Origin of the sequence: Shinella sp. WSC3-e, assembly GCF_945994535.1 — a bacterium.
In the GTDB taxonomy this organism is placed as follows: Bacteria; Pseudomonadota; Alphaproteobacteria; order Rhizobiales; family Rhizobiaceae; genus Shinella; species Shinella yambaruensis.
Genome location: NZ_OZ000530.1, coordinates 2,734,946 through 2,760,506 on the forward strand (window position 1 = coordinate 2,734,946; position 25,561 = coordinate 2,760,506).

The 25,561-nt window shown below is 63.9% G+C and carries 24 protein-coding genes and 1 pseudogene; 9 read left to right on the plus strand and 16 right to left on the minus strand.

Going from position 1 to position 25,561, the window contains the following annotated elements; all coding sequences use genetic code 11:
- Positions 1 to 8: 8 nt before the first annotated feature.
- Together AABF56_RS13485 and AABF56_RS13490 are read right to left on the minus strand one after the other, a co-directional pair.
- Positions 9 to 1,565, minus strand: a complete 1,557-nt coding sequence (locus tag AABF56_RS13485; protein ID WP_272806299.1) for a VOC family protein — start codon at positions 1,563 to 1,565, stop codon at positions 9 to 11.
- A gap of 155 nt (positions 1,566 to 1,720) precedes the next feature.
- Positions 1,721 to 1,939, minus strand: coding sequence for a hypothetical protein (locus AABF56_RS13490; RefSeq protein ID WP_272806300.1), 219 nt, complete (start codon positions 1,937 to 1,939; stop codon positions 1,721 to 1,723).
- A 692-nt stretch (positions 1,940 to 2,631) separates the two neighbouring features.
- On the opposite strand from AABF56_RS13490, the gene AABF56_RS13495 reads away from it, so the two are divergent.
- Positions 2,632 to 4,023: an efflux transporter outer membrane subunit gene (locus AABF56_RS13495; RefSeq protein ID WP_244768507.1), complete on the plus strand. Its 1,392-nt coding sequence runs from the start codon at positions 2,632 to 2,634 to the stop codon at positions 4,021 to 4,023.
- Positions 4,024 to 4,145: 122 nt separating this feature from the next.
- On the opposite strand, the gene AABF56_RS13500 is transcribed toward AABF56_RS13495, so the two are convergent.
- Positions 4,146 to 4,820 carry a GntR family transcriptional regulator gene (locus AABF56_RS13500; protein ID WP_272806301.1) on the minus strand — a complete coding sequence of 225 codons (675 nt, stop codon included), beginning with the start codon at positions 4,818 to 4,820 and terminating at the stop codon, positions 4,146 to 4,148.
- A gap of 113 nt (positions 4,821 to 4,933) precedes the next feature.
- On the opposite strand from AABF56_RS13500, the gene AABF56_RS13505 reads away from it, so the two are divergent.
- The gene (locus AABF56_RS13505) at positions 4,934 to 5,773 is read left to right on the plus strand and encodes a fumarylacetoacetate hydrolase family protein (protein WP_272806302.1); all 840 of its coding nucleotides are present in this window, start codon (positions 4,934 to 4,936) and stop codon (positions 5,771 to 5,773) included.
- A gap of 62 nt (positions 5,774 to 5,835) precedes the next feature.
- On the opposite strand, the gene AABF56_RS13510 is transcribed toward AABF56_RS13505, so the two are convergent.
- Positions 5,836 to 5,997 (minus strand): hypothetical protein, encoded by a 162-nt coding sequence (locus AABF56_RS13510; protein ID WP_244768438.1) that lies wholly within the window; start codon positions 5,995 to 5,997, stop codon positions 5,836 to 5,838.
- Positions 5,998 to 6,106: 109 nt separating this feature from the next.
- Positions 6,107 to 6,748 (minus strand): thermonuclease family protein, encoded by a 642-nt coding sequence (locus AABF56_RS13515; RefSeq protein ID WP_272806303.1) that lies wholly within the window; start codon positions 6,746 to 6,748, stop codon positions 6,107 to 6,109.
- A gap of 313 nt (positions 6,749 to 7,061) precedes the next feature.
- Here AABF56_RS13515 and AABF56_RS13520 point away from each other — a divergent pair, with 313 nt between their 5' ends.
- Positions 7,062 to 7,808, plus strand: coding sequence for a sulfotransferase family 2 domain-containing protein (locus tag AABF56_RS13520; RefSeq protein ID WP_272806304.1), 747 nt, complete (start codon positions 7,062 to 7,064; stop codon positions 7,806 to 7,808).
- A 770-nt stretch (positions 7,809 to 8,578) separates the two neighbouring features.
- Here AABF56_RS13520 and AABF56_RS13525 read toward each other — a convergent pair.
- The 11 genes from AABF56_RS13525 to AABF56_RS13580 form a co-directional block, all read right to left on the minus strand.
- Entirely contained in the window at positions 8,579 to 9,283 is a 705-nt protein-coding gene (locus AABF56_RS13525; RefSeq protein ID WP_272806305.1) for an HpcH/HpaI aldolase family protein, read from the minus strand.
- Positions 9,280 to 10,092, minus strand: a complete 813-nt coding sequence (locus tag AABF56_RS13530; RefSeq protein WP_272806306.1) for an SDR family NAD(P)-dependent oxidoreductase — start codon at positions 10,090 to 10,092, stop codon at positions 9,280 to 9,282. The genes AABF56_RS13525 and AABF56_RS13530 overlap by 4 nt, the downstream gene beginning before the upstream one ends.
- Positions 10,093 to 10,159: 67 nt before the next feature.
- Positions 10,160 to 11,830 carry a hydantoinase B/oxoprolinase family protein gene (locus AABF56_RS13535; protein ID WP_272806307.1) on the minus strand — a complete coding sequence of 557 codons (1,671 nt, stop codon included), beginning with the start codon at positions 11,828 to 11,830 and terminating at the stop codon, positions 10,160 to 10,162.
- An 11-nt stretch (positions 11,831 to 11,841) separates the two neighbouring features.
- Positions 11,842 to 13,905, minus strand: coding sequence for a hydantoinase/oxoprolinase family protein (locus AABF56_RS13540; protein ID WP_272806308.1), 2,064 nt, complete (start codon positions 13,903 to 13,905; stop codon positions 11,842 to 11,844).
- 318 nt (positions 13,906 to 14,223) lie between these two features.
- Positions 14,224 to 15,162 carry a nitrogen assimilation transcriptional regulator NAC gene (nac, locus tag AABF56_RS13550; RefSeq protein WP_272806309.1) on the minus strand — a complete coding sequence of 313 codons (939 nt, stop codon included), beginning with the start codon at positions 15,160 to 15,162 and terminating at the stop codon, positions 14,224 to 14,226.
- Between the two features lie 268 nt (positions 15,163 to 15,430).
- A complete protein-coding gene (locus AABF56_RS13555) occupies positions 15,431 to 16,639 on the minus strand; it encodes an aspartate transaminase (RefSeq protein WP_272806310.1) in 1,209 nt (402 codons plus the stop codon).
- Positions 16,640 to 16,661: 22 nt separating this feature from the next.
- Positions 16,662 to 17,405, minus strand: a complete 744-nt coding sequence (locus AABF56_RS13560; protein ID WP_272806311.1) for a branched-chain amino acid ABC transporter ATP-binding protein — start codon at positions 17,403 to 17,405, stop codon at positions 16,662 to 16,664.
- Positions 17,395 to 18,168, minus strand: coding sequence for an ABC transporter ATP-binding protein (locus AABF56_RS13565; RefSeq protein ID WP_272806312.1), 774 nt, complete (start codon positions 18,166 to 18,168; stop codon positions 17,395 to 17,397). The genes AABF56_RS13560 and AABF56_RS13565 overlap by 11 nt, the downstream gene beginning before the upstream one ends.
- Positions 18,165 to 19,151 (minus strand): branched-chain amino acid ABC transporter permease, encoded by a 987-nt coding sequence (locus AABF56_RS13570; protein ID WP_272806313.1) that lies wholly within the window; start codon positions 19,149 to 19,151, stop codon positions 18,165 to 18,167. Before AABF56_RS13570 ends, AABF56_RS13565 begins: the two co-directional genes overlap by 4 nt.
- Positions 19,152 to 19,226: 75 nt before the next feature.
- Positions 19,227 to 20,099: a branched-chain amino acid ABC transporter permease gene (locus AABF56_RS13575; RefSeq protein WP_244768426.1), complete on the minus strand. Its 873-nt coding sequence runs from the start codon at positions 20,097 to 20,099 to the stop codon at positions 19,227 to 19,229.
- 21 nt (positions 20,100 to 20,120) lie between these two features.
- Complete coding sequence (locus AABF56_RS13580) at positions 20,121 to 21,314, minus strand: ABC transporter substrate-binding protein (protein ID WP_244768425.1); 1,194 nt, start codon at positions 21,312 to 21,314, stop codon at positions 20,121 to 20,123.
- A 288-nt stretch (positions 21,315 to 21,602) separates the two neighbouring features.
- Here AABF56_RS13580 and AABF56_RS13585 point away from each other — a divergent pair, with 288 nt between their 5' ends.
- From AABF56_RS13585 to AABF56_RS13610, 6 genes and pseudogenes are all read left to right on the plus strand, one after another.
- On the plus strand, positions 21,603 to 21,746 hold the full coding sequence (locus tag AABF56_RS13585; RefSeq protein ID WP_244768424.1) for a DUF1127 domain-containing protein: 144 nt from the start codon (positions 21,603 to 21,605) through the stop codon (positions 21,744 to 21,746).
- A 246-nt stretch (positions 21,747 to 21,992) separates the two neighbouring features.
- A pseudogene (locus tag AABF56_RS37770) lies at positions 21,993 to 22,159 on the plus strand (integrase core domain-containing protein); the annotation flags it as partial.
- Positions 22,160 to 22,186: 27 nt separating this feature from the next.
- Positions 22,187 to 22,321, plus strand: a complete 135-nt coding sequence (locus AABF56_RS13595; RefSeq protein WP_272807546.1) for a hypothetical protein — start codon at positions 22,187 to 22,189, stop codon at positions 22,319 to 22,321.
- Between the two features lie 364 nt (positions 22,322 to 22,685).
- Positions 22,686 to 23,375, plus strand: a complete 690-nt coding sequence (locus tag AABF56_RS13600) for a class II aldolase/adducin family protein (protein WP_272806314.1) — start codon at positions 22,686 to 22,688, stop codon at positions 23,373 to 23,375.
- Positions 23,376 to 23,384: 9 nt separating this feature from the next.
- Entirely contained in the window at positions 23,385 to 24,539 is a 1,155-nt protein-coding gene (locus tag AABF56_RS13605; protein WP_272806315.1) for an LLM class flavin-dependent oxidoreductase, read from the plus strand.
- Between the two features lie 26 nt (positions 24,540 to 24,565).
- Complete coding sequence (locus tag AABF56_RS13610; RefSeq protein ID WP_272806316.1) at positions 24,566 to 25,561, plus strand: ABC transporter substrate-binding protein; 996 nt, start codon at positions 24,566 to 24,568, stop codon at positions 25,559 to 25,561.

Here is a 25,561-nt window from a genome sequence, read left to right on the forward strand (position 1 = left end):
CCCCGGCTTCAGCCGAGGATGCGTTCCCGGTAGGCCTTGGCGGCTTCCAGGTCCGCCGGGCCGATGTCGTGACCGGCGGCAAGCAGCCGGTTCTCGACCGATGCGCCGGCCGCCTTCAGATGTGCCTCGAGTTCGCCGGCATAGGCGCCGTAGGGATCCGACCGACCGGTGAGCATCAGCACGTCCGCCCCCGAAAGGTCCGCCTCCGGCACGGTTTCCAGCACGTTCATGCCGCGCAGCAGTACCGCGTTGCGGATGATGCCGGGATGCAGCAGCATGATCGCGCCGATCATGTTCGCGCCGTTCGAATAGCCGACGAACAGCGTCCTGTCCGGGTCGAGCCCGTAGGCCGCGTTCGCCCCTTCCATGAAGGCCGCGAAGGCTTCCGCCTCATCCGCAATGTCCCTCTGGTCGAAGGTCGTCACGGTCAGCCGGCGAAAGAAGCGCGGATAGCCCTCGTCGAGACTGCGGCCACGCGGGCTGAGCAGCACGGCATCGGGCGCGAGCTTCGTCCCGAAAGGCAGAAGGCTCGCCTCGTTGCCGCCGGTGCCGTGCAGGAGCACGATGGCGGCGCCATCAGGGGTTTCCGGCCGGTGCACCCGGTGGATGAAGGGCAGGTCCCGCTCGCTCATGCGCTCTTCTCCCGGCAGGGAGAACTGGGGAAGCCGCGCCCGGACATCCTCCGGGTCGGCGCGAAAATGCCTGGGCACGAACAGTTTCTCGCCAAGCGCCTCCAGCGGTTCATCCACCGTCATGCCGGGGCCGTCCGTCGCATATTCGAGCAGCGCCCCACCGGGTTCGCGCACATAGAGCGAATAGAAGTACTTCCGGTCGTGCATGTTGGTCTCGCCCGCCTCTTCGCTGGCAAGCCGGTCGGCGAGCGCCTCCACGGCGGAGCGGTCCGGCGCGCGCAGCGCGACATGGTCGATCGTGCCGGTGCCGGGCGCGGACGTCCAGAAGCCGCTCGCATCGCGAATGTCGAGCACGTCGGCCGCTTCGCCCGAGAGCCGGGTAATGCCGTTCGCCGCCGCCACCGTCCGATAGCCGAAATGACCGGCGATGAAGGCTGCCGTCTCGGCCGGCTTCTCAGAGAAGATCGTCGCGCCGCGGATGCGCTGGACGGCATCGGCCGCCGCAATGTCCTTCGTGACATGGGGCGCCGGGCCGTCCACATCGGCCTCGCCGACGAGCTTGACGATGATGCCGTCCGGATCCTTCAGCCGGAGCACGGGTTCGCCGAACTCCTGCGCCGGACCGCTCGTCGCGATGTTCTGCGTCAGCGCGCGCGTCAGCCAGAAGCCGATCGCCTCCGGCTTGATGGCAAGGGCGATCTCGGCGGGCTGGCCAAGGCCGACGCGACCGGGCGACCCGTCCTCCCAGGCAAGGAAGGTGACCAGCGAGCCGGGGCTGGCCGCCGCATCGCCATAGATGAGGTGAAGCTGGTCGGCGTCCTCGTAACCCGCCGTGCGCTTGACGAGGCGCAGGCCGAGAAAGCCCACGTAGAAATCGACGTTCGCCTGGATCTTCCGGGTAATCGCCGTGATATGATGGATGCCGCTAACCATGGGGCACCTCCTTTCGCGGGCTACACAACCAGCATTCGGCGCCCCGCGCCAGCCGCCGCCCGGTGAATGCACTGTCCACAAAACGAAACCGGCCCCGCTGGCGGGCGGGGCCGGTGGATCCCGGTGCCAGGGACACCGGATCATCTGGATTAGGCTCAGGCGGCCGCGATACGGGCCGGCGACATCGCCCGCGTGGAGGCGGACGGATCGTTGAGGAGACGGCGGATCGCCACACGCGCCTCGTCTGCCGAGGAGAAGCGCTGGGAATCCAGATCCCACACGGAATATTTGACAGCCACGAACTTCAGCCGATCCTCATCGGGAACGACGACGCCGACGGCCTCACCACCGATTTCGATAACCTGCTTTTGCATAACAACTCCTGCCGCACCGAAGGCACAGCTCATTCAAATCTTGCGCTAAAATCGAAGAGGGACGTCAGATCACATTCGGCAGAGGGCCGTATGCGCTTTCCCTGTAATCGTTTCACGACAGGAGTACGCCACACGCACGGAGGCGATGCAGTTGATATCGTACATGACACACTCCCTCTTGTTGGCGCTGACGCTCTAAAATGGACGCGTCAGAGTGGACCGGGATAAAACGCATTCGGTCCTCATGCGATGCTCCAACACATAAGCGGCTCTTCCTTCCTTGTCAATGGAATCCGCAGAATTTTGGAATAAATTACTGCCGGATTTGTGTGACAATTCGAATCAGAAAATAATGTTCGCGCTCGTAGCATTTTTCAGGAAAATATGTCGCGAAGACGAGGATTCCGGGGAAATGCCGTGGCGCAACCTGATCGCGCAGCCACAACCACCCGCTTGCGCGTGACGAGCAAAGACGGGAGCCCTGGGCAAATGCTCCAGTTGCCTGGCGGACACACCCTCCGAATGAAGCGGGGAAAAAACGCTGTGGGACCATTCTTTTTTTAGGGGAAGGCTCGATCTTCCCTCCAAACATGAATAAAGAGTGAATCTCGATTTTGTTCTGTTAATAAGTACGCCACGAGCGCTGGCAGGGTAGGCCCATGAATTTCACCAGGACGCTTTTTCCGTTGAGCATGCTTCTCCTGTCCGGCTGCGTCGTCGGCCCCGACTATCAGAAGCCCGACACCGCCCTTCCTGCCAAGTTTTCCGAAAGCAAGGCCACGAGCGGCGAGAACGTGACGCTCAATCCGTGGTGGGAATCCTTCCGCGACAAGCGCCTCAACGATCTCGTCCATCAGGGCATGGCCGAAAACCTCACCGTGCTGCAGGCCCTGGAGCGCATCACGGCGGCCGAGGCGAATGTCATCGTCGCCGGCGCCGGCGCGCTGCCGAGCATCGGCGCTTCGGCGGAAGCCTCGGCAAGCGGCCAGGACGGCGACTACCTGCGCCGCACCTCGGGCCGCGATTCATCTTCCTCGAAGTCGCTGACTGCCGGTGCGAGCGCCTCCTGGCTGCTCGACTTCTTCGGCCAGTACCGCCGCTCGAAGGAAGCCGCCAACGCCTCGCTCGACGCCGCCTATGACGATGTCAACGTCGCGCGCCTCGCCTATCTCTCCGACCTCGTGTCGAGCTACGTCAATGCGCGCTACTACCAGGAAGCGCTGGCGCTCAACCGAAAGAACCTGGAATCGCGCCGCGAGACGCTGAAGCTGACCAACGAGATCAAGGAGGCGGGCGCCGCCTCGAGCCTCGACGTGCTGCAGACCGAAGGCCTCGTCAACCAGACGCTGGCCGAGCTGCCCGCGCTTGAAACCGGCTTCCACCAGTCGGCGAACCATATCGCGACCCTGCTCGGCCTGCCGGCCAGCACGATCACCTCCAGCCTGATCAAGGGCGCGGCCCAGCCGATGCCGCGCTATGCGACGCGCACCGGCATTCCGGCGGACCTCATCCGCAACCGTCCGGACATCCGCGCGGCCGAGCGGCGCCTGCAGGCGGCAACCGCGCAGATCGGCGTGGCCGAGGCCGATCTCTATCCGAGCATCGAGCTCGGCGGCTCGATCGGCGCGACGCGCAACTTCACCAGCGCCGCCACCGGCAACCTGACGAGCTGGTCCTTCGGCCCGACGCTGTCGCTGCCGATCTTCAACGGCGGCTCGCTGAAGGCACGGGTCAAGATCGCCCGTTCGGAAGCCGAGCAGCAGTACCTGACCTGGAAGTCGACGGTTCTCAACGCCGTCGAGGAAGTGGAAAACGCACAGACGGCGCTGATCCGCGACGGCCAGACGGTCGCCGCGCTGCGCAAGGTCGTCAATTCCTATGAGCAGACGCTGAACCTTGCCCGCGAAAGCTATCGCGGCGGCGCCAGCACCATCCTCGACGTGCTCGATGCCGAGCGCAACGTCGCCTCGGCCCGCCTGTCGCTCGCCTCCGCGATCCGCCAGCTCGCCCGCGACTATGTCGCCCTGAACGTGGCGATCGGCGGCGGTGCGGAAATCGGCTCGGCGACCGTCGCCAGCAAGTAAGGCAAAACGCTTCATCCGGGTCTTACCCGGTGTCGGACACGAACGGGAGCGGCAGGCCGAGGCCTGCCGCTCCCGTCTTTATTCCGCTGTCCTGAACACGGGGCCGCACCAGAAGAAAGGTTCTAGACCGCAAAAAAGCCCTCGAGCGCCGCCGCGGTCCGGCCGTAATGGTCGCGCAATGCCGCGGCCGCGCCCTCGGCATCCCGCGCAAGCGCCAGTTCCATCAGCCGGCGATGTTCCCCCGCAACGTCCCGAGCGGTGCCGAGCAGGCTGACCGACAGGCGCCGATAGCGGTCGGCGCGCGAAAACAGCTTCTCGCAGATTTCCAGGAGGGCCGGCGAGCCGCAGGCCGAAATGAGCGCGGCATGGAAGGCGGCATGCCGCGCCTCCCAGTCCTCACGCATCGCCGACGGGATATCCTCGCGCGCCTGCGGGATGCGCGCCATCAGGTGATGGGCGGCGATCACCCTCCCCTCCCAGTCGGCGTCCCCCCGCAGCACCGAAAGCCGCAGCGCCTCCCCCTCGCAGAGCTGCCGCGTCGCCGTGATGTCGCGCAACTCCTCCAGCGACAGGCGCGCGACGCTGTAGCCGCGGTGGTCGTCCAGCACCGTGAACCCCTCCGCCGTCAGCCGCGCCAGCGCCTCGCGCACCGGCGTCACGCTCATGCCGCACAGCACCTGGAGATCGGCAAAGCGCAGCCGGTCGCCGGGCTTGACCGCGCCCGTGCGGATCGCCTGCCGGATCGCCTCATAGGCGTCTCCCGCCAGGGTGCGCCCACCTGCCTTCTTCTGCTCCATCACGCCTCGCCGAATTTATAAAGATCGCTGGATTTTCGAAAATCATTGACTTGATGTAAAACCAGGGGAATGGTGCGCGCAACCGAAATCGGTGGCATCCAACGGAGGTTCTCATGAAACTGGTACGCTTTGGCGCGGCGGGCGCGGAAAAGCCCGGACTGATCGATGCGGACGGCAAGGTCCGCGACCTTTCCGGCCTGGTGCCGGATATCGCCGGCGACGTGCTCGGCCGCGAGGGCCTGAAGCGCCTTGCCGCCGTCGATCCGAAGAGCCTGCCGCTCGCGCCGGAAGGCAGCCGCTTCGGCGCCTGCGTCGGCCGCGTCGGCAATTTCATCGCCGTCGGCCTCAACTATGCGGACCATGCGGCCGAAAGCGGCATGGCCGTGCCGAGCGAGCCGGTGCTGTTCAACAAGGCCCCCTCCTGCGTCGTCGGTCCCGACGACACGATCCTCATCCCGCGCGGTTCGGAAAAGACCGACTGGGAAGTGGAGCTTGCCGTCGTCATCGGCGAGCGCGCCTCCTATGTCTCGGAGGCCGATGCCCTCGACTATGTCGCCGGCTACTGTGTCTGCAACGACATTTCCGAACGCGCCTACCAGCTGGAGCGCGGCGGCCAGTGGACCAAGGGCAAGGGGTGCCCGACCTTCGGCCCGATCGGCCCCTGGCTGGTCACCACGGACGAGGTGGATACCGCCGATCTTGCCATGACGCTCAGCGTCAACGGCGAACTGGTGCAGAACGGCTCATCGAGCACCATGGTCTTCAAGGTGCCTTTCCTCGTGCATTACATCTCTCAGTTCATGGCGCTGGAGCCCGGCGACGTCATCACAACCGGCACGCCGCCCGGCGTCGGCATGGGCATGAAGCCGCCGCGTTACCTGAAGCCCGGCGACCGCATGGAAGTCTCCATTGCCGGCCTCGGCGTGCAGCGCCAGGTCGTCGCCGCAGGGTAAGTATTGTAGCGGATGGCCCAAAAGCGAGAGGGGCCTCAAAGGCCCCTCTTTCGTGTCGGCGATCAGTGCACCGTCGCGGGCGGGGCCTCGTCGCCGAGGATGCGGAAAGCTTCGTCCAGCGCGGCCACGAGGATGTCCGTCAGCTCATCCGCATCGTTTTCGAGGAGAAAGAGCGCGACCGTTGCATTGTCCGGATCGCTGTAGCGCTCAAGGTCGTTCGACATGTCATTGTCCCTTTCCAGCCGGCACCATCCCGGTTAACGGAAAGCATAGGGACGCAGGCTTGCGTCTGGCTTGTGCCGGAAAGGCACAGGTTGCGCAAGGCCAAATCCGTCAACCGCACCAGGATTGATGCTTGCCCGTCCAGGGCCTCGCAAGCCCTTCCGCGACCAGCCGCTGGCCGACCGACTGCCCGCCGCGCATAACAAGATGCGGCGCCGCGCCAGCCTTGCCGGACGCCTCGCCCTTGGCCACCAGCGTGACATCGCCCTCGTTGAGGATCTCGCGCAGTCGGAGCTTCGCATCGCCCCCGCGCAGGCGCTCCGCATCGCAGCGCGCGCCGGCGATTGCCGGCGTGTCGACATCGGCAAGCCGCACCTTGCGGCCGGCATAGAGGATGGTGCTGCCGTCGAGCACGCAATAATCGGTCTGCGTCGTGCAGATGAACCATTTGCCCGAGAATGCCGGCAGCTTTTCCGGCATCGGCAGCGCCTGCTCCACGGCCTTTTCGGCCGGCCGCTGCTTCGGCCGCGCCAGCACCGCCTCGCGCTCGGCCGTCTTTTCCTTGCGCTCGATCGAGGCCGTCTTGATCCCCGTCGCCGACGTTTCGGGCCCCGGCAGGCGGTTGTCCATGTAGAGAATGCCTCCGATCACCGCCGCGCCCAGCAAATACCAGTGCACCATGCCGCCGCGCCGCGTGGCCGCGGATCGCCGTGGTGCCGATGTCTTTTTCCGCCTGCTCGTCTTCTTCGCCATACCCGGTCTCCTGGCCGGACAGTGCGACGATCTCATAAAGATATGGTTAGCAGGATATGAGGACGCCGCCCCGGCCTCGCTCAGGACCCCGGACAGCAACCGCAAGGCTCGCCAGCTCGCAGCACCGCCAGCCAAGTCTGCACCAGGAATATTCTACTAATCTAGTCAACTACGCAAAATTATCACAAGCTTTCTGGATACAGGGAACGATTCATACTACAGTTCTCCTGAATCAAGAAAGCGCCACGGGAAATTGCGCCTGACCATTCGCTTGAAAGAGCGAGCCGACATACTGAGTTTTGAGGAGACTGCCTTGGTCGTTACAGTGGATAAAATAAAAGTTGCTTATTTCCCCGTCCCGAAGGCAGCGAATACTTCAATGAAGCATCTCCTCCACAGCATCAAGACTGGAGAGGGATTTACAACCATCAAGGATGAGGCGACCGGGGCTATCCGGCATATTCATAAAGAGTATAAGACGCCCAAATTTTCGACGATCAATCCCGACGACTATCAGAAATTCTTCAGAATAGCGATCGTCCGAGACCCGGTGGACAGGGTCGTTTCCGCCTGGCGAAACAGGGTGATGCACCACAAGGAGTTGGAAGGCGAAAATATCGCCGAAAGGATGGCTTCTCTCGGTCTCAGAAAGACGCCAACACTTCAGGAATTCGTTGATAGACTTTCAGAATACAGAAACGTAAGCAAATCCATTTCGATTCACACAGACCCTCTTACAGACTTTCTTGGAAAAGATGAAAAATACTACAACCTCATTTTTAATATCTCCGATTCGCAACAGATAGAGGCTTTCTTTTCGACCCTTACAGGCGAGCAGAAAAAACTCCCGCGCAAGCAAATGGGAGGACCACCGGCAGACAGAAGCGAATTGACGGGAGAACTGATAAAAAAGCTGGAAGAGATATACGGGGACGATTACAGGGTCTTCGGAAAATTTCTTTCAAACAAGACAGACATTGAAAAAGTTATTTACTTGGCAAGAAAACATAAGTCCTCTCTTGGAGGATTTTTTGGAAGATTGCGATTCTTATTGAAATAATCGGGGAAATACATTTTTTGAATCATCGCTAATATATGGCGGCATTCCGAAAAATACACATACCGCCATTGCGATTTGCGACGTGCAGCCGCTTCCAAAAGGAATTTTTACCCTGTCGTATCAAGCAACGCGCCAGCATGATTGACGGCGCATACACCACGGCGCAAGCGGAAGCTCAGACAGAGGCCTACCACCTTTCCGGCAAGCTCGCCGAGCGCCATTGCGAAACCAGCCAATCCTGAAGTGCCGTGCGGCGACACCCCGCCGACAACCACCACATCATTCCACAATGTCCACCCACCGCTCCGAAGCTGCCGCGCTTTTCAGGCCATATCGGAAGAAACAGCTACGCCGTAACACTGCCCCGGCAGAACTCGCGCTGGTCGCCACATCGACGTCCACGAAGAATGATGTCTCGTACCGCGAAATTGCATAAGAAGAATACGCTTGCCGGAAAGCAGAAAGCCGGCTGGTGGCGGAGGAAGCGCTCATATCAGCTGCGATTCGTGTAAATATTTCAAAATATTAGAAATTCATAACATTCCAAGCTGCCAACAATACGTTTTCGCGTGCCACTTTCAACGCGACGGTGGAGTACAGAGCACCATTTGATGTACCAGCGAACACCCATCGGCTACGCGGTGTATGATGAAGTTGGCATTCAAGCGCTCCTCGTCCCAGGCTGGGTACGGCCCAACCTGCAACAGCTCGATCTTGCTCACGGGGATTCTCAAGAGAATGTGGTCGCCGGATTTCGTGTTCACGCAGGATCAGGCGCTGGCAAGGGCGCTCTTTACCGCGGCCAGGCCGCGGCGCAGGAACGGATCGGAGTGGACGTAGAAGAACTGCACTCCTCGCTCGCGCCAGTGTGGGATTTCATCGAGCGTGGCGAGCGTGCCGGCCACCTTGCCGGCGGCGCGGATTTTTTGCACCGCCTCGGCGACCTTTTCCGTCACCACCGCCGGGCGCGGCTCGCCGAAAGGCGGGGCGGGCGCAAAGCCCATGTCCTGCGACAGGTCGCCGGGTCCGATGAAGAAGACGTCGATGCCCCCGACGGCGAGCATGGCTTCGAGACTATCGATGGCGCGCACCGTCTCGATCATCGCGACCACGAGGCGCTTTTCATGGTCGGCCGGCAGGGCGTAGCGCACCGCCTCCACGATGGCGAGGGCCTCCTCCGCCGTGTCGACCATCGGCACCATGATGCCGTCCGCCCCGGCATTGAGGTAGCGGATGATCAGCGGGCGCTCATGCGACTGCGGGCGCACGATCGCCGCGCCACCGACGGAGCGGACGATCTGCGCCGTCGTGCGCACGTCCTCAAAACTCCAGGTGCCGTGCTCGCAATCGACAAAGACGCTGTCCGCCCCGAGCTCCACCAGCCGGGCGGCAAGGCCCGAGGAGGCGTGGTGCGGGGTATACATGGTGACGGCCTCGCCGGCGGCAAGCCGCGCGCGCAGTTTCGCGCCGTTCATCGGCGTTTCTCCTTGGGAAGGTCCGGCGTATCGGCCGGGGCGCCGACCCAGCGCGCGGTCTCGATATCGGCGGAGGTGTCGCGCATGAATGTCGGACAGATGTGCAGCTCGGGGATCATCGCGCCCTTTTGCAGGCTGGCGCAGAGCAGGATGGCGCGGGCGACATCGTGCGGGTTCAGCATCACCGCGCGCTCGCTGTCGAGCGGCGGGCGGGCGCGGTTGTCCATGATCGGCGTGTCGGTCTCGCCGGGCAGGATCGTCGTCGCGCGGATGCCCTGGTTGCGATAAGTGTTATGCAGGAAGGTCATGAAGTTCTTCACGCCTGCCTTGGCCGCGCCATAGGCCGCCCCGCCGAGGAGGTTCGGATTGACCACGGCGAGCGAGGAGACGGTGATGATCGTTCCCCCGCCCCTGGCGATCATGTCCTCCAGCACCGCCTGGGTGAGGTTGAAGACGGCGGTGAGGTTGACGGTGACCGTGGAATTCCACTCCTCCTCGCTGAGGAAGCGGGCGTTCAGCACCTTACTGGCGCTGCCGGCATTGTTGACGAGGATATCGACGGGGCCGAGCGTGTCGCGCACCCATTCGACGGCGGAAAAGATCTCCTCCCGGGAGGCGATGTCGAGCGGGCGCACCGCCGTCTTGCCGCCGCGCGCGGCGATCTCGGCCGCCACGTCCTCCAGCGGCCCGGCGCGCCGGCCGGTCAGCACCACATGGGCGCTCTCGCCGGCCAGCAGCAATGCCGTCTCCTTGCCGATGCCCGTTCCCGCACCGGTGACGAGCGCAATCTTTCCGTCGAGCAATCCCATGTCGTCCTCCTGAAGTTCTTACGCAATTCCGGACGCAAAACCGCTGCGCACTTTTGCTGGAATTGCTTTATTCCACCGCCGCCCGTTCCTTATAGCCGTAGCGGGTGCACGCCGCTTCCGGCGTGACCAGTCCTTCAGCGAGATCCTGCGCGACGAGATCGGCGCTGCGCTCGGCCGCCCGGCCCCAGCCGCCGCCGCCAGGGGTCTCGACCTCCAGCCGCTCGCCGGTCTTCAGCACGACCTTGCCCTTGGGAAACTGCTTCCGGCCTTCCTTCATCACCTTGCCGGGCGTGCCGCTCTCGCCCTCCACCACGCCGAAGCAGGGATGGCGCACGCGCTCGGAGGCGAGGTAGATGCTCATCGGGTTGCGGCCGATATTGCGCAGCACGACGCGCTGGCCGAGCCCGCCGCGATGTTTTCCCGCCCCGCCCGAGTCGGCGATCAGTTCCTTGCGCTCGGTCAGCACCGGCACGGCGATCTCGAACATCTCCACCGCCGTCACCTTGCAGTTCGACGGGAAGCTCAGCGTGTCGAGCCCGTCGAATTCCGCCCGCGCACCCTGCCCGCCGTGGAAATTCTGCACGGAGCCGTATTGCGAGCCGTCGTCGCGCTGGCCGACGCAATTGGCCGCCCAGATCGGCGCGCCGCCGCTGTCGCCCATCACCTTTTCCGGCACGACCTTCTCCAAAGCCCTGAAGATCAACGAGGGGATGACATGGCCGATCAGGTTGCGCGAATTGCCCGCCGTCCATTGCTGCGGATTGAGGATCGAGCCGAGCGGCGCCTCGTCGGTGATCGGCACGATGCAGCCCTCGTTGTTCGGCGTTTCCGGATCGAGCAGGCATTTCAGCGCATAGACCGAATGGGCATAGCGGTAATTGGTGCGGCAATTGATCGAATGCAGCACCTGGTCCGAGGTGCCGGCGTAGTCGACATGGATCGAGTCGTCCCTGACGATGACGGAGGCGCAGAGCTTCACATCCGTATCGTAGCCGTCGAGCAGCACCTCGGCCGAATAGGTGCCGTTCGGCCATTCGCGGATCGCCTTGCGCGTCTGCGCCTCGGAGCGGGAATGGATCGCCTCGGCGAGCCCGTCGATGTCGTCGAGCCCGTATTCGTCGAGGAACTTCACCAGTTCCCGGCCCATGACATTGTTGGCGGCGATCATCGATTCGAGGTCGCCCTTCACCTCCGTCGGCAGGCGCACGGAGGCTGCGATGATGTCGAAGACATCCTCGTTCGGCACGCCGGCCTTGAGCAGCTTGACGATGGGGAAGCGGATGCCCTCCTCGAAGATGTCGCTCGCCTCCGAATGCAGCGGCGCGCCGCCGATATCGGGGAGATGTGCGATGGAACCGGCATAGGCGACGACCTTGCCGTTCTTGAAGATCGGCGTGATCATCGTCACGTCCGGCAGGTGGCCCGTGCCGATCTCCGGATCGTTGGTGGCGAGCACGTCGCCTTCCTGCAGGGTCTCGACCGGGAATTTCGGCAAAAAGTATTTCTGCGCGGCGACGGGCAGCGAGGTGATGAAGACGGGGATCGACCAGGTGCACTGGGCAAGTGCCCTGCCCTTGCTGTCCATCAGCACGGTCACATAGTCGTGGTTCTCGCGCACGATGGGCGAGAAGGCCGTCTTGCCGAGCACGGTATCGGCCTGGTCGGCGATGAAGATCAGGCGGTTCCACATCACCTGGAGATTGATCGGATCGTTGAAATCGGTAGCGGTCCTGGTCATCTGCCGTCCCCTTAATCGATGTTGATGACGAGGTTGCCGCTGGCATCCACGTGGAAGGTGCCGGCCGGGCCGACGACCGCGGTCGATTCGCGCTGCTCGACGATGGCCGGTCCCTTGACCGCCGTGCCGACCGGCAGCTTGTAATGGTCGTAGACCGGCGTTTCCGTATAGGTCCCGATCTCCGGGAAATAGACCGGGCGGCTGCCCTTCTGTGCGTCCGCCACCTCGGTGCGGTGCGGGCGCGTGACCTGGTCCGTCTCGCCGCTCGCGCGCAGCCGCCAGGTGATCGCCTCGACGGGCGCGGCGACGGTGCGGCCGAACAGCTCGCGATAGAGCTTGAAGAAATTGTCGAGGAGCTGGCGGCGGAACGCGTCCAGCGGCAGGCCGCGGTCCGGCAGGGCGACGGTGATCTCGTGCCCCTGCCCGACATGGCGCATGTCGACGGTATAGCGGTTGCTGATCGTCGCCTTCTCGACGCCCGCCGCCGAGACGACCTCCGCGCCCTGGCCGGCGAGATCGTCGAGGATGGCGTTCATCGCGTCCATGTCCCAGCTATCGACCGCCATCGGATGGCTGACCGAAAGATCGACCGCGACCGGCGCGATGAGCAGGCCGATGGCCGAGGTGACGCCCGCGCCCGTCGGGCAGATCACCCGCTTGATGCCGAGCTTGCGGGCGATGCCGTAGGCATGCACCGGCCCCGCGCCGCCGAAGGCGACCATGGGCAGCGAGCGCGGATCGACGCCGAGGTCGGTGGCATGCATCGCCGCCGCCTTGCTCATCGATTCGTTGACGAGATCGTGGATGCCCCAGGCGCAACGCTCCACGGAGACGTTCAGCGCTGTCGCGAGCTTGGCCATCGCCTCCTGCGCCGCCTCCCTCGAGACCTTGAACGAGCCGCCGACGAAGGAGCCCGTGCCCATGTAGCCGAGCAGGATGTCGGCATCGGTGACGGTCGGTTCCGTGCCGCCGCGCTGGTAGGCGGCGGGGCCGGGCGCGGCGCCCGCCGAGCGCGGACCGACATCGAGCAGGCCGAGCGGGTTCTTCGCCGCGATCGAGCCGCCGCCCGCGCCGATCTCGATCATCTGGATCGACTGGATCTTCAGCGGATAGCCGGAGCCCTTGCGGAAGCGGTGATAATGCGCGACCTCAAGGTCGGTCCCGACCGTCGGCTCGCCGTTCGGGATGAGGCAGAGCTTTGCCGTCGTGCCGCCCATGTCGAAGGAGAGGACGCTTTCCTCCCCGGCGATGCGCCCGAACTCCGCCGCCGCCACCGCGCCGGCCGCCGGGCCGGATTCGATCAGGCGGACGGGGAGTTCCGCCGCGCGACGGCTCGGCACGAGGCCACCGGAGGAGGTCATCCACAGCACCTGCCGGTCGATGCCCTTCGCGGCGAATTCGCGCTGGAGATGGGCGACATGGCCGGCCATCTGCGGGCGGGTATAGGCGTTGACGACGGTGGTGGAGGCGCGGTCGAACTCGCGCATCTCCGGGCAGACCTCCGAGGAGAGCGAGACGAAGATGTCTGGGTCCTCCTCGCGCAGGAGGGCGGCGACGCGCTTCTCGTGCTGCGGATATTTATAGGCATGCAGCAGGCAGACGGCGACGGAGCGGATGCCCCCCTCGCGCAGCCGGCCGGCGATCTCGCGCACGCTCTCTTCGGAAAGCGCGGTCATCACCGCGCCGTCGGCGGCGATGCGCTCCTCCGCGCCATGGCAATTGGCACGGGCGACCAGCGGGTCGGGATATTTGATGTTGAGGTCGTAGAGGTCGTAGCGCCCCTCGTTGCGGATGCGCAGCATGTCCTGGAAACCGGCGGTGGTGACGAAGCCGGTCTCGACGCCCTTGCGCTCCAGGACGGCATTGGTGACGACCGTGGTCGCGCCGAGCACCTGGAGGCCGGCAATGTCGATCGACCCGCCGTGCAGGTCGAGCAGTTCCGTGACACCCTGCACCACGGCCTCGGCCGGGTTGTGCGGCGTGCTCAGCACCTTGTGGAGATGGAGGTCGCCCTTGTCGTCGAGAAGGGCGAAGTCGGTGAAGGTCCCGCCAGTGTCGAAAGCCAGTTTTGCCATGTTTCCCTCGGAGCGCGGTCGGACGGTTCGGATTTCGAACCCGTTGCTGCCCCGAAGGGTAGGAGACGGAAGCGCGCCTTGGCCAACACAACTACCGTCTGCCGCCATAGGGTTTGGTTATGGCCGTCCTGCTCCGCCACACCCCCCTCTGCCCTGCCGGGCATCTCCCCCTCAAGGGGGGAGATCGGCAAGAAGCGAAAACCCTGCTCCATCAGCAACGTCAAAGATGGGCGAAACGGCGCTCCATCCAATCTCCCCCTTGAGGGGGAGATGCCCGGCAGGGCAGAGGGGGGTGTGGCGGAGCAGGACGGCCGATGCTTAAACCGGCCGAATCCCCTGATGATGACTACTCATCAGCCGCGAAACGATCTCAAGCAGCACCGAGCGGGCGGCGATCGCCGGCTCCGACAGCGGCAGGTGGTCGGAGACGCAGAGCGATATGGTGGCGTCGATCACCGGCTTGGTCAGCGCCCGCACCTCCGCGCCGGCAAAGCCGGAGGTCTCGGTCACGACGGAGGCCGGCAGGATGGTGGAGCCGAGGCCGTCGAGCACGGCGGCGCTGAGCGCGGGGACGGATTCGATCTCGGAGATGACCTCGGGCGAGACCCGGGCGCGGGCCAGCGCGTCGTCGATGAGGCGGCGGAGCAGGTGCGCCTTGCTGGGGAGCAGCAGGGGCACGTCCTGAAGCGCGGCGAGCGGCAGGGGGCGGCTGGGCTCGGCGGGGAACTGCGTGCCGGGCGGGGAGACGAGGAACATCTCCTCGCGGAACAGCGGCTGGAGCGTCACGCCCTTGATGGGATTGGTGGCGTAGATCAGCGCCATGTCCATCTTGCCGGTCATGATCAGCTCGGAGAGGATATGGCCGAAACTGTCGTTGACATGCAAGATGATGTGCGGATGGCGCGCCCGCATTTCCTTCAGCAGGGGAAGCGAAAGCGCGCTGGAGGTGGAGTAGGTGGCAAGGCCGATGGAGACGCGGCCGGCGACCGATTTCGCCGCCTGGTCGATGTCGATCTGCGCCTGGTCCAACTGCTTCAGCATGAGCTGGGCGTGACGGTAGAGGATCAGCCCCGCCTCGGTCGGCGCGATGCCGACATTGCTGCGGATCAGCAGCTTGTGCTTGAAATGGGTTTCGAGCGAGGCGATCTGCTGGGACAGCGCCGGCTGGGCCGTGCGCAGGATCGCCGCCGCCCGGGAAACGCTCCCCGTGTCGACGATCTTGACGAAACTCTTCAGCTTGCGGAAATCGACGCTCATGGCCTCTCCCTTTGCCGGACCCTAAGCGCTCGGGCGGGAGGGGCGCAAGGGCCAGTTGCTTGTGGTTCGGGGATCACCCCCTCTGCCCTGCCGGGCCTTGAGGTCGTTTTGCCCCTCACCCTAACCCTCTCCCCGCAAGCGGGGAGAGGGGACGTGCCCCACGCAAGGATATCGAGTTAGGGAAACCGGCGTGGCATATCCCTTCTCCCCGTTTACGGGGAGAAGGAGGCCGGCAGGCCGGATGAGGGGCAATTGCCCCGCACGATCCTCAACGGAGCGCCGCAACAGCCCTCTCGATACGATCGCACGCCTCCCGGATTGCCTCCATCGACGTGGCGATCGACAGCCGGAAATGAGGCGAGAGGCCGTAGGCGGCGCCTTGCAGGGCGGCGACGCCGACGCCATCGAGGAGGTAGAGCACGAAATCGAGGTCCGTCTCGATGGCCTTGCCCTCGGACGTGCGCTTGCCGATCACCCCGGCGCAGTTGGGGAAGAGGTAGAAGGCGCCGTCCGGCACGGTGCAGGAGAGGCCCGGTATGGCGTTAAGCCGGGCGCAGGCATAGTCGCGGCGCTCCTTGTAGACCGCGACGCTGTCGCGCACGAAAGCCTGGTCGGCCGTCAGCGCATAAGCCGCGGCGGCCTGGCTGACGGAGGACGGGCAGGAAGACATCTGCGACTGGAGCTTGTTGATCGCGGCGATCAGCGGTGCGGGGCCGGCGGCGTAGCCGATGCGCCAGCCGGTCATGGCGTAGGATTTGGAGACGCCGTTGGTCAGCAGGACGCGGTCCTTCAGGGCGGGGACGGCGGCGGCGAGCGTCGTCATCGGCTCGTCGCGGAACCAGACCTGATCGTAGATATCGTCCGACAGGACGAACACCTGGGGATGGCGCAGGAGGACGGCGCCGAGCGCCTCCAGCTCGGCGCGCGAATAGGCGGCTCCCGTCGGATTGGAGGGGGCGTTGAGGATCAGCCAGAGCGTCTTGGGCGTGATCGCCGCCTCCAGCGCCGCGGGCGTCAGCTTGAAGCCCTGCGCCTCGGGGCATTCGACGATGACCGGCGTGCCGTCATTGGCGATCACCATGTCCGGATAGGACACCCAGTAGGGCGCGGGCACGACGACCTCCGCGCCGTTCTCGACGCTCGCCATCAGCGCGAGGAAGAGGATCTGCTTCGCCCCGCCGCCGACGCAGATCTCGTTTTCCGCATAGTCGAGGCCGAGGCGGCGCTTGAAGTCGCCGATGATCGCCTTGCGCAGGGCGGGCGTGCCGTTGACGGCGGTGTATTTCGTCTCGCCGCGGTCGATGGCGGCATGGGCGGCGGCCTTCACGTCGTCGGGCGTGTCGAAATCCGGCTCGCCGACGGTCATGTCGACGATGTCGCGGCCGGCCGCCTTCAGGTCGCGCGCCCGGGCCGACGCGGCGGAGCTGGGCGAGACCTTGATGCGCGAAACGCGGGAGGCGGGGGTGAACGTGCTCATGGGAATGACCTCGATTGGTGGATCAGTGCGGCGCCTCGGCTTCCCCGCGCATCTTGCCCGTCAGGAAGAGTTCGCCGAGTTCGTCATGGGTGATGTCGGCCGGCCGCCCGTCCCAGATCACCTTGCCGAGCCGCAGGATGACCGCCCGCTCGGCGACCTCCATGGCCTTCTTGGTGTTCTGCTCGACGAGCAAAATGGTCTGGCCGGAGGCGTGCAGGCGCAGAAGCTCGTCGAAGACGATGCCGATGGCGGCGGGCGAGAGGCCGACCGAGGGCTCGTCGACCAGCAGCACCTTCGGGCGCTGGAGCACCGCCATCGCCACTTCGAGAAGCTGCTGCTCGCCGCCGGACATGTTGCCCGCCAGCGTGGTGCGGCGCTTCTTGAGGATCGGGAAGAGGTCGTAGACATAGTCCCGCTCGGCCCTCACCTTCTCGTCGCGGATGGTGTAGGCCGCCATCTGGAGGTTCTCGTCGACCGTCATCACCGGAAAATTGCAGCGCCCCTGCGGCACGAAGGAAATGCCCTCGCCGAGGATCGCCCGCGACCTGTAGCCGGCGATGTCCTTGCCGCGCCAGTTTATGCTGCCGCCCTTGATGGTGGTCATGCCGTAGAGCGTCTTGAGGAGCGTCGATTTCCCCGCCCCGTTCGGCCCCATCAGCGCGACGAACTGGCCGGCCGGCACGTCGAGGTCGACGCCGTTGAGGATGTCGAGATTGCCGTAACCGGCGCGAAGGCCGGCGATCGAAAGGTTCGTCTCAGCCGCCAAGATAGGCCTCCCTCACGCGCTGGTCCTGGATGATGTCCTGCGGCAGTCCCTCGACCAGCTTCTGCCCTTGGTCGAGCACGATGACGCGCCGGCAGATGCTGGTGACCACGTCGATATTGTGCTCGATGACGAGGAAGCTGACGCCGAGCGAGGTGTTGGCGTAAAGGATGGTCTCCACCACCCGCTCGATGATCTTCGGGTTGATGCCGGCCATCGGCTCGTCGAGCAGGATGAGCTTGGGCTCCGGCATCAGCATGGAGGCGAACTGGATCAGCTTCTGCTGGCCGCCGGACAGGTTGCCCGCCGGCTGGTGGCGCACGTCCCAGAGGCCGGCCATCTTGATGAGTTCCCGGGCGCGCTCGCGCAGGCCGGCGATGCGCTGGCGGGAGAGTTTTCCCAGGCTGAAGGTCGACCAGATCGACGGGAAGGTGAACATCTGGCCGGCGATGATGAGGTTCTCCTCGACGTCCAGCGAGCGGAAGGTCACGGTCTTCTGGAAGGAGCGCAGCATGCGGCCCTCCCGCGCGATGCGGTTCAGCGACCAGCCGGTGATGTCCTGCCCGTCGAGCACGACCGTGCCGGAATCCGGCCGGGCAAGGCCCGTGCTGCAATCGAAGAAGGTCGACTTGCCCGAACCGTTCGGCCCGATCAGCCCGGCGATCTCGCCGCGGTCGATATGCATGCTGACATCGTTGACGGCTTTCACCGCGCCGTAGCTCTTGGTGAGGTTCCTGATGTCGAGAAGCGGAAGATGGGCCGTCATTTCGCGCCTCCGATGGCGTTCCACACCCGGTTGATGACCGGCGCGAAACCCTGCTTGAACCAGAAGACCAGCACCAGCAGGCAGAGGCCGTAGGCGATCATGCGCAGTTCCGGCGTGATGCGCAGCGCCTCGGTGAGGCCGACGAAGAGCAGGCTGCCGAAGATGGTGCCGGAGATCATGCCCGCCCCGCCGCCGAGCACGATGATCAGCATGGTGGTGGAATAGTACATCTGGAAGGTGAGCGGGCTCACCACCGTGAGGTAATGCGCATAGAGGCTGCCGCCGACGCCGGCAAAGACAGCGCTCAGCATGAAGACGATCAGCTTGTAGTGCCAGGTCGGCACGCCGAGGGATTCGGCCAGCGTCTCGTTCTCGCGGATCGCCACCATGTTGCGGCCCGCCGGCGAGCGGACGACGGCGAAGACCGCGAGCGTCGCGAGAATGCCGATGGCGAGCGCCAGGTAGTAGAAGCCGGTGGTGCCGCCCACGGTGAAGGAGAGCGGGCCGAGCTCGAAATAGGGTTTCGGGATGCCGGAAAGCCCCATGTCGCCGCGCGTCACCGAGATCCAGTTCTTGGCGATGGCCTGGCCGATGATGACGAAGCCGAGCGTACACATGACGAAGGAGGTGGACCGGAGCCTCAGCGCCGGCACGCCGAGCGGCAGCGCCACCAGGCCGGCCGCAAGGCCCGCGACGATCGCGTTGACGTAGAAGGGCGTGCCGTAGGTGATGGCGAGCAGCCCCGCCGCATAGGCGCCGATGCCGAAGAAGGCGGCCTGGGCGAGCGAGAGCAGGCCGGTATAGCCGACGAGCAGGTTCAGCCCGTGCGCCGGCAGCATGAAGACGAGCGCGATGATCAGCGCATGGACGACATAGCGACTGCCGATGAAGGGCGCGGCGAGCGCCACGGAGAAGAGCAGGATGCCGAGCGGGATGCGATAATCGCGCCGGCGCGCCCGTTCGCTGGTTTGCGTGAGAGACATGTCGGGTCCCCAAAAGTTCGAGAGGAGTTTCACGCCCGGAGCGGCCGAAGCGTTTTCCGCTTCGGCTGACTGCCCCTAGAAGCGCGCCTGCGTCGAGAACAGTCCGTGCGGCCGCCACATCAGCATCAGGATCAGCGTCGCAAACCCCACCGTGTCGCGGTATTGCAGGCCGACATAGGTGGCGACGAGGCTTTCGGCGATGCCGAGGATCATGGCGGCGAAGAAGGTACCGCGCACATTGCCGAGGCCCCCCATGATGATGATCGGCAGCGTCTTGAAGGTGATGAGCTCGCCCATGCCGCCATAGACGCTGACGTTCACCGGCGCGGTGAGGACGCCCGAGAGCGCCGCCAGCGCCGCGCCGAGGATGAAGGTGCGCAGCACCACCTGCGGCACGTCGATGCCGACCACCTCGCAGCATTCGACATTCTGCGACACCGCCCGCATCGCCTTGCCCATGCGGCTGTGCGTCACCATCAGCTCCAGCCCGATGAAGACCAGGAGGCAGACGACGAGGATGAGCACGCGCTGCTCGGCGAGCGAGAAGCCGAGGATCGAGACGGGCTCGATATAGCCGCCGGAGAAGAACTTGTAGCCGCCGCCGAAGACGAGGATGACGGTGTTCTGAAGCACGAGCGCGATGCCGAGCGTGGCGAGCACCCCGGATTCCGCCGGGGCCCCCACCATGCGGCGCATCACGAGCTGCCCCACCACATAGGCGATGACGATGGTCGAGAGGATGCCGACGACGATCGAGGCCTCGTAGGAGAGGCCAAGGTAATCGATGGCGAACCAGGCCCCGAAGGTGCCGAGCATGTAATATTCGCCGTGGGCGAAGTTGATCGCCCTGAGCACGCCGAAGATCATCGTCATGCCGACCGCGACGATGGCATAGACCGAACCGGTCACGATGCCGTTGACGATCTGCTCGATAAGGGTCGAGACCATGGGCCTGTCCTCCCGACCGGCTCAGTTGGCAGGATACTGGATATCGGCCGTGAAGGCGCCCTTGATGCTCGGCTTGCCGTCCTCGATCTGCAACAGGATCATCGGCAGGCGGGCCTGGTTGTGGTCGTCGAAGGTCACCTCGCCGACGGGGCTCTTGTACTTGATCTTCGACAGCGCGTCACGCACCGCCTCGCGCTCGACGCTGCCGGCCTCGCGCACAGCAGCGGCGAGCAGGTTCACCGTGTCCCAGTGGACATAGGCATGGTTGTTCGGCGCTTCATTGTAAGTCGTGGTGAACTTTTCGACGAAGGCCTTGCTTTCCGGCGAATCCCAGGCCGGCAGCCAGGCGGCGGCCTCGACGGCACCCTCAAGCGCCGTCGGCGCGGAGGCGATGGTCTTTTCGGTGTTGAACTCGCCGTTGCCGACCAGCGTCACCTTACCGGCAAGGCCGAGCTCGACCATCTGGCGGGCGATGATCGGCGTCGTGTCGGCAAGGCCGTACATGATGATCGCCTGAGCCCCGCCGTCGCGGATCTTCGCCAGCACGCTGCGGAAGTCGACCTCGCCTTCCTTGTAATAGTCTTCCGAAAGGATCTCGCCCTTGAACTCGGGCAGGTATTTCTTGGTGAACTCGATGGCCGAGCGGCCGTAGTCGCTATCGACGGACAGTACGGCGAACTTGGTGAAGCCGCGTTCCTCGGCGGCGTATTTCGCCACGACATAGGCGCGGTTCTCGTCGGTCGGATAGTTGCGGTAGGTCCACTTGAAGCCGCCGACGCCGGCGCCGTAGGTGATCTTCGGGTTGGAGGAGGCGGCGTTCAAGAGCAGCACGCCGGCATCTTCCGCGACCGGCTGCATGGCGAGCGTCACGGAGCTGGAGACGTCACCGATGACGAAGTCCACCTCGTCCTGGTCGATCAGCCGGCGCGTCGCCGAGACACCCTCGACGGGCGTGCCCTGGCTGTCGGCATTGTAGAGCTCGATCTTGTGGCCGTTGACGCCGCCGGCATCGTTGATCTCCTTCACGGCCAGTTCCGCGCCGTGCATCGAGAAGGCGCCGTAGCGGGCGTTCGGACCGCTCATCGGCGCGACGATGCCGAGCTTGATCGGCGCCTCATCGGCCTTCGCCTCGCCGGCAAGACCCGGCGCGAGGGCGGCCACGGTGAGGAGGGCGGTGGAAAGGCAAAGCATTCTGCGGGTAAGCGTGTGTGTCATGTTCCCACTCCTGGTTCGGATATCCTCGTCCGGTCCATACCGCACGATCAAAGGCCGTTTTCCCGGCTCTTTTGGTCAGCCAGTCGCCAACTCCGGTCAGAGTAGGGTCATGCACGGGGCCTTGGCCAACACAACTCCATTCTGCCGCCATAGCGTTTCGCGATAGCAAACTTTAGGAGTCGCGTTCTTTTTCAGTGTCATGCAATTGGGGCATGCCTACGCTGCAGGCATGTGCATGTTCATCGGTCAGGAAGGCGTCTATATATTGTTCAACAAAAGGAGTTGATCATGAACCTCTTCGCAAAGCTCAAGAAATATGCCGCCGACCGCCGCGCCGTCCATGAGCTCGGCGCCCTGGACGACCGCGCCCTTCAGGATCTGGGCATCTCCCGCTCCCACATCCGCTCTGCCGTCACGGGCAACGGTCGCTAAGGCCGGACAGAATTATCGCAACCGGTTGAAGACAGCGCAGAGGCGGCCGCTTCTGCGCTATTTTCTTGTCTATGGGGCAAGGACTTGGACGTCTGAGCCAATGGCTCTGACGTGCTCCCCTGAAATGTCCTCGGTTTGAGGTTAGTCTGTTCTCCGGAGATGGAGACAGTCGACAACTCGCTGTCCCGCCAGCGTGTCGGCCGTGAACTGGACAGGATCGCACTCAGGACTGGTATCCCTGCATGACTCAACGAGCAGCTCTTCACCAGCTACCGCCATGCCGGAGAGATTATCGAAGACTGGAGAAACGACTACAACCCGAACCGCCCCCACACGAGCCTCAGCGGCTTGACCTCTTATGAGTTCGCAACCCGGTCCAGACAGGACCAAACTCGAACAGGGCTAACTTATAAACGCGGACAATCAGGGGAGCACGACACTTGCAGACCGACGACAGCGAGCGCCGGGAGGCGGCGAACGTCATTCGCTCGCTGGTCATGAGCATTGTCATGCCGCGCGAAGGACGGGGAGAACTGGAACTGGGGGGCCACGGCGACGCTCGGCGCAATCGATGACGCTTTCCTATGCCACATCCGAGCCGGTTCGATGCCAAACGACCGGTGGTTTACCACATGGCCTTAGCAGGCCACGACGTTGGTGAGGTGGGGGGCGATGATGAACATGGTGCGGCCGACCGAAAGCTCGGCAGGCGACTGTCGGACCGCTGTTCCATCTCCATGCCGAGCGCCCAGAGCCTCGTTGAATGCAGCCAACGGCGATGTCGTGTTTGCGTCCGAGATCCGTTTTTGCTTTGTTTCCATCCTCATTACCGACGAAGTTTAGAACGATGTTTCCCCGACGCTTGTAATCCTAGACTCGGCGCCCTTGCGCCTTAACAATAGTAAATCTACCTTTTTTATATATTATGGGAGATTTATGATGGCGGGTGTAAGCGCAATCGGATTTGGCAAGGATATTTCATCAATCGAGGGGAGCAGGTTAGAGTTGGGACCGCAAGGTCGCGTGCTGCGCCAGCAGCTTCTCGACGCCATTCATTTCCTTCACATCAGTGGCATTCTTACGAATGGACGTTCGGCCAATGCCAGCGTCCGACTGACGGATACACCCGACCATGTCCTGGTTACGGCACGAGGCCTGCCCAAGGACATCACCGAAGAGGATTTCGGCATCGTCACGCTCGAGGGCGAGTTCGTCAGTGGCAAGCTTGGCAAAGGCGTGCGATCGGTCATCTCCATGCACACCCATGCCTATAAGCGGCCGGGCGTCGGCTCCGTGATCCATACCCATTCCCTAAATGCCACGGCGTTCGCCGTCGCACAGAAGCCTATTCCGCTCCATTACGAACCGCTCCTCACTCGTGGCCAAACAGTGCCGATACCGGTCAGCCCCTATGGCGACCGGAATTCCGGTGGCCTCGTTTCCGTGCTCGATAGTTTCCTGGCCGAGCATCCCGAGACTCGCGCCGCCCTCCTCGCAAACCATGGCGTGCTCGTGTTCGACGAGACCCCTGAAAAGGCGGCGCAGCTTGCCGTCACGATCGATGAGGCGGCCGGCATCTTCATCCGTGCTGCGGCACTCGGCGGCTCGCAACCGATCCTGTCGAAGTAAGGACATCTGATGGATATTCTCTGGTACGTCGTCGGCCGTGATGGCCGGTATCCCTGGGATCCGAAATGGACGCGTCCGGTCGATCTCGATTATCTGCGAGCCCTGGTCACGTCGATCGATGCGCGCGGCTATTCGGGCGCGCTCTTTGCGACACAACCAAGCGGCGGCCTCGATCCCTTCATCACGGCGGCAAGTCTCGCAGCCCAGACGCGCCGGATGCGCTTTCTCCTTGCCATCCACCCATCGGTCTTCACCCCGAGCCAACTCGTCAAGCTGACGACGACGCTCGATCAGAATATCGGTGGCCGTCTCCTGCTTAACATCGTCAACGGCCATACGAGCCTGGCGCCTGCCGGCATCCACCTCGCCCATGACGATCGCTATCGCCGCTGCGACGAGTTCCTCGAAATTTATCGCCGGACCATGTCGGGCGAGACCGTGGATTTCGATGGCGAGTTCCTGAAGGTTAAAGGCGCAAAGGCAGAATTTCCGTCGCTGCAGAAGCCTTATCCTCCTCTCTGGTTCGGCGGCTCGTCCGATATCGCCATGGATGTCGCGGCCAAGCACGTCGACAAATACCTCACCTGGGGCGAGCCGCCACCGGAAACCGCCGCCACCGTCAAGGACGTCACGGCTCGCGCCGCGAAATATCGACGAAAGCTGGGTTTCGGCATCCGGCTGAACGTCATCCTGCGCGATACCGACGAGAAGGCCTGGCAGGCTGCCCAGGAGATGCTGGACAGCGCGTCCGACGACGCCATCGCCAAAGTGCAGGCGAGCAATAGCAAACAGGACGCCATCGGTCAGGTCCGTCAGGCGGCCTTCCATCAGGGAACCCGGCCGAGGCATGCTAGGGATCTGGAAATCTACCCCAACCTCTGGTCCGGCTTCGGCCTGCTGCGCAACGGTCCGGGCATCGCTGTGGTCGGCGGTCCGGAATCAGTCGCCGCCCGCCTCATCGAATACAGAAACCTCGGCGTTGAGTCCTTCATCCTCTCAGGAAACCCCTTCCTCGAGGAGGCCCACCGGTTCGCCGATCAGGTCATGCCCCTCCTCCCGCTCGACAATAGCTGGCAGCAGCCGCACGCCCAGAGCGCACCCTATGCATGGCAGACCAGCTCAACCCCATCGGAGGCGCGGATCAATGCCGCAGCCGCCGGCTGACCCATTTGGAAAGTTCGAGACAAACCATGTTCAAGGCTCTTTTCAATCGCCGCGCAATGCTTGCCGCAATGGTGCTGGCGCTGAGCACCTTCACTGCACCTGTCTCGGCGTCTGCCGCCGACAAGCTGCGCATCGGAGCCCCGTTCGGCGCGATCCCCGGCATCAAGACGGCGATAGAGGAAGGGCTGTTTCAGAAGGACGGCATCGATGTCGAGATTGTGACCCTGGCAGGCGGTCCGAACATTCTTGCCGCAACCGTCGGCGGTTCACTTGAGATCGGCTATGCCGATCTTTTCGCTTGGGTCGGCGCGCGCGAAAATGGCTTCGACCTCACCTTCCTGCAGGCTGCCAATGGCAGAGGGAATTCGGATTACATCATCGCGGGTCCGAAAAGCGGGATCGAGAAACCGGCTGACCTCGTCGGCAAGAAGATCGGCACCGCGGCGCATGCGCAGTCGCGCCTCCGGGTCCGGCTTTATCTGGAGCATTTTGGCGTCGATCCGGCATCCGTCGAATATGTGATAATCAACCAGCGTGAAACGGTCGGCGCGGCACTCGCTTCGGGCCAAATCGATGCATCCATTGCATCAGATCCGAATGTCGCCCAGTGGGAGCAGCAATATGGCGTCAAGCCGCTGGAAGGCCGCCCGTGGCAACAAATCCCGGAAAAGACAAGTACCGCCGGCTTCTTCGCGACCAGCCAGTGGATCGCGGCAAACCCGGAACTGGCCGAAAAGTTCGTCCGCGCCGCGCGCGAAGGTGCCAAGCGCTACAATGCTTATAGCGCAGAGGAGAAGGCGAATATCTCGCTCAAATACGACAAGGTCGATCTCTTCGCCCTGGAGAAGGAAGTCCCGGGCGTCATCAAGCGCATGGACGACAACAACGCAGCCCAGTCCGGCGCAGTCGATCTGGCAGCACTCAAGGAATGGCTGACGATCGCCCATGACAAGGGCGTGATCAAGCAGGTCATCGACGTCGAGCCGCTTCTCTACAAGACGGCAACCGTTCCGACGCTCTGA

Excerpts from the sequence above, each read along its gene's own strand:
- AABF56_RS13505 (WP_272806302.1), top strand. The coding sequence starts at position 4,934 with ATGAAACTGGTACGCTTTGGCGCGGCGGGCGCGGAAAAGCCCGGACTG.
- AABF56_RS13490 (WP_272806300.1), bottom strand. The coding sequence starts at position 1,939 with ATGCAAAAGCAGGTTATCGAAATCGGTGGTGAGGCCGTCGGCGTCGTC.
- AABF56_RS13575 (WP_244768426.1), bottom strand. The coding sequence starts at position 20,099 with ATGGTCTCGACCCTTATCGAGCAGATCGTCAACGGCATCGTGACCGGT.
- AABF56_RS13600 (WP_272806314.1), top strand. The coding sequence starts at position 22,686 with ATGGCGGGTGTAAGCGCAATCGGATTTGGCAAGGATATTTCATCAATC.
- AABF56_RS13500 (WP_272806301.1), bottom strand. The coding sequence starts at position 4,820 with ATGGAGCAGAAGAAGGCAGGTGGGCGCACCCTGGCGGGAGACGCCTAT.
- AABF56_RS13535 (WP_272806307.1), bottom strand. The coding sequence starts at position 11,830 with ATGACCAGGACCGCTACCGATTTCAACGATCCGATCAATCTCCAGGTG.
- AABF56_RS13510 (WP_244768438.1), bottom strand. The coding sequence starts at position 5,997 with ATGTCGAACGACCTTGAGCGCTACAGCGATCCGGACAATGCAACGGTC.
- AABF56_RS13585 (WP_244768424.1), top strand. The coding sequence starts at position 21,603 with ATGAACCTCTTCGCAAAGCTCAAGAAATATGCCGCCGACCGCCGCGCC.
- AABF56_RS13540 (WP_272806308.1), bottom strand. The coding sequence starts at position 13,905 with ATGGCAAAACTGGCTTTCGACACTGGCGGGACCTTCACCGACTTCGCC.
- AABF56_RS13610 (WP_272806316.1), top strand. The coding sequence starts at position 24,566 with ATGTTCAAGGCTCTTTTCAATCGCCGCGCAATGCTTGCCGCAATGGTG.
- AABF56_RS13605 (WP_272806315.1), top strand. The coding sequence starts at position 23,385 with ATGGATATTCTCTGGTACGTCGTCGGCCGTGATGGCCGGTATCCCTGG.
- AABF56_RS13485 (WP_272806299.1), bottom strand. The coding sequence starts at position 1,565 with ATGGTTAGCGGCATCCATCATATCACGGCGATTACCCGGAAGATCCAG.
- AABF56_RS13555 (WP_272806310.1), bottom strand. The coding sequence starts at position 16,639 with ATGAGCACGTTCACCCCCGCCTCCCGCGTTTCGCGCATCAAGGTCTCG.
- AABF56_RS13570 (WP_272806313.1), bottom strand. The coding sequence starts at position 19,151 with ATGTCTCTCACGCAAACCAGCGAACGGGCGCGCCGGCGCGATTATCGC.
- AABF56_RS13580 (WP_244768425.1), bottom strand. The coding sequence starts at position 21,314 with ATGACACACACGCTTACCCGCAGAATGCTTTGCCTTTCCACCGCCCTC.
- AABF56_RS13565 (WP_272806312.1), bottom strand. The coding sequence starts at position 18,168 with ATGACGGCCCATCTTCCGCTTCTCGACATCAGGAACCTCACCAAGAGC.
- AABF56_RS13515 (WP_272806303.1), bottom strand. The coding sequence starts at position 6,748 with ATGGCGAAGAAGACGAGCAGGCGGAAAAAGACATCGGCACCACGGCGA.
- AABF56_RS13530 (WP_272806306.1), bottom strand. The coding sequence starts at position 10,092 with ATGGGATTGCTCGACGGAAAGATTGCGCTCGTCACCGGTGCGGGAACG.
- AABF56_RS13525 (WP_272806305.1), bottom strand. The coding sequence starts at position 9,283 with ATGAACGGCGCGAAACTGCGCGCGCGGCTTGCCGCCGGCGAGGCCGTC.
- nac (WP_272806309.1), bottom strand. The coding sequence starts at position 15,162 with ATGAGCGTCGATTTCCGCAAGCTGAAGAGTTTCGTCAAGATCGTCGAC.
- AABF56_RS13495 (WP_244768507.1), top strand. The coding sequence starts at position 2,632 with ATGCTTCTCCTGTCCGGCTGCGTCGTCGGCCCCGACTATCAGAAGCCC.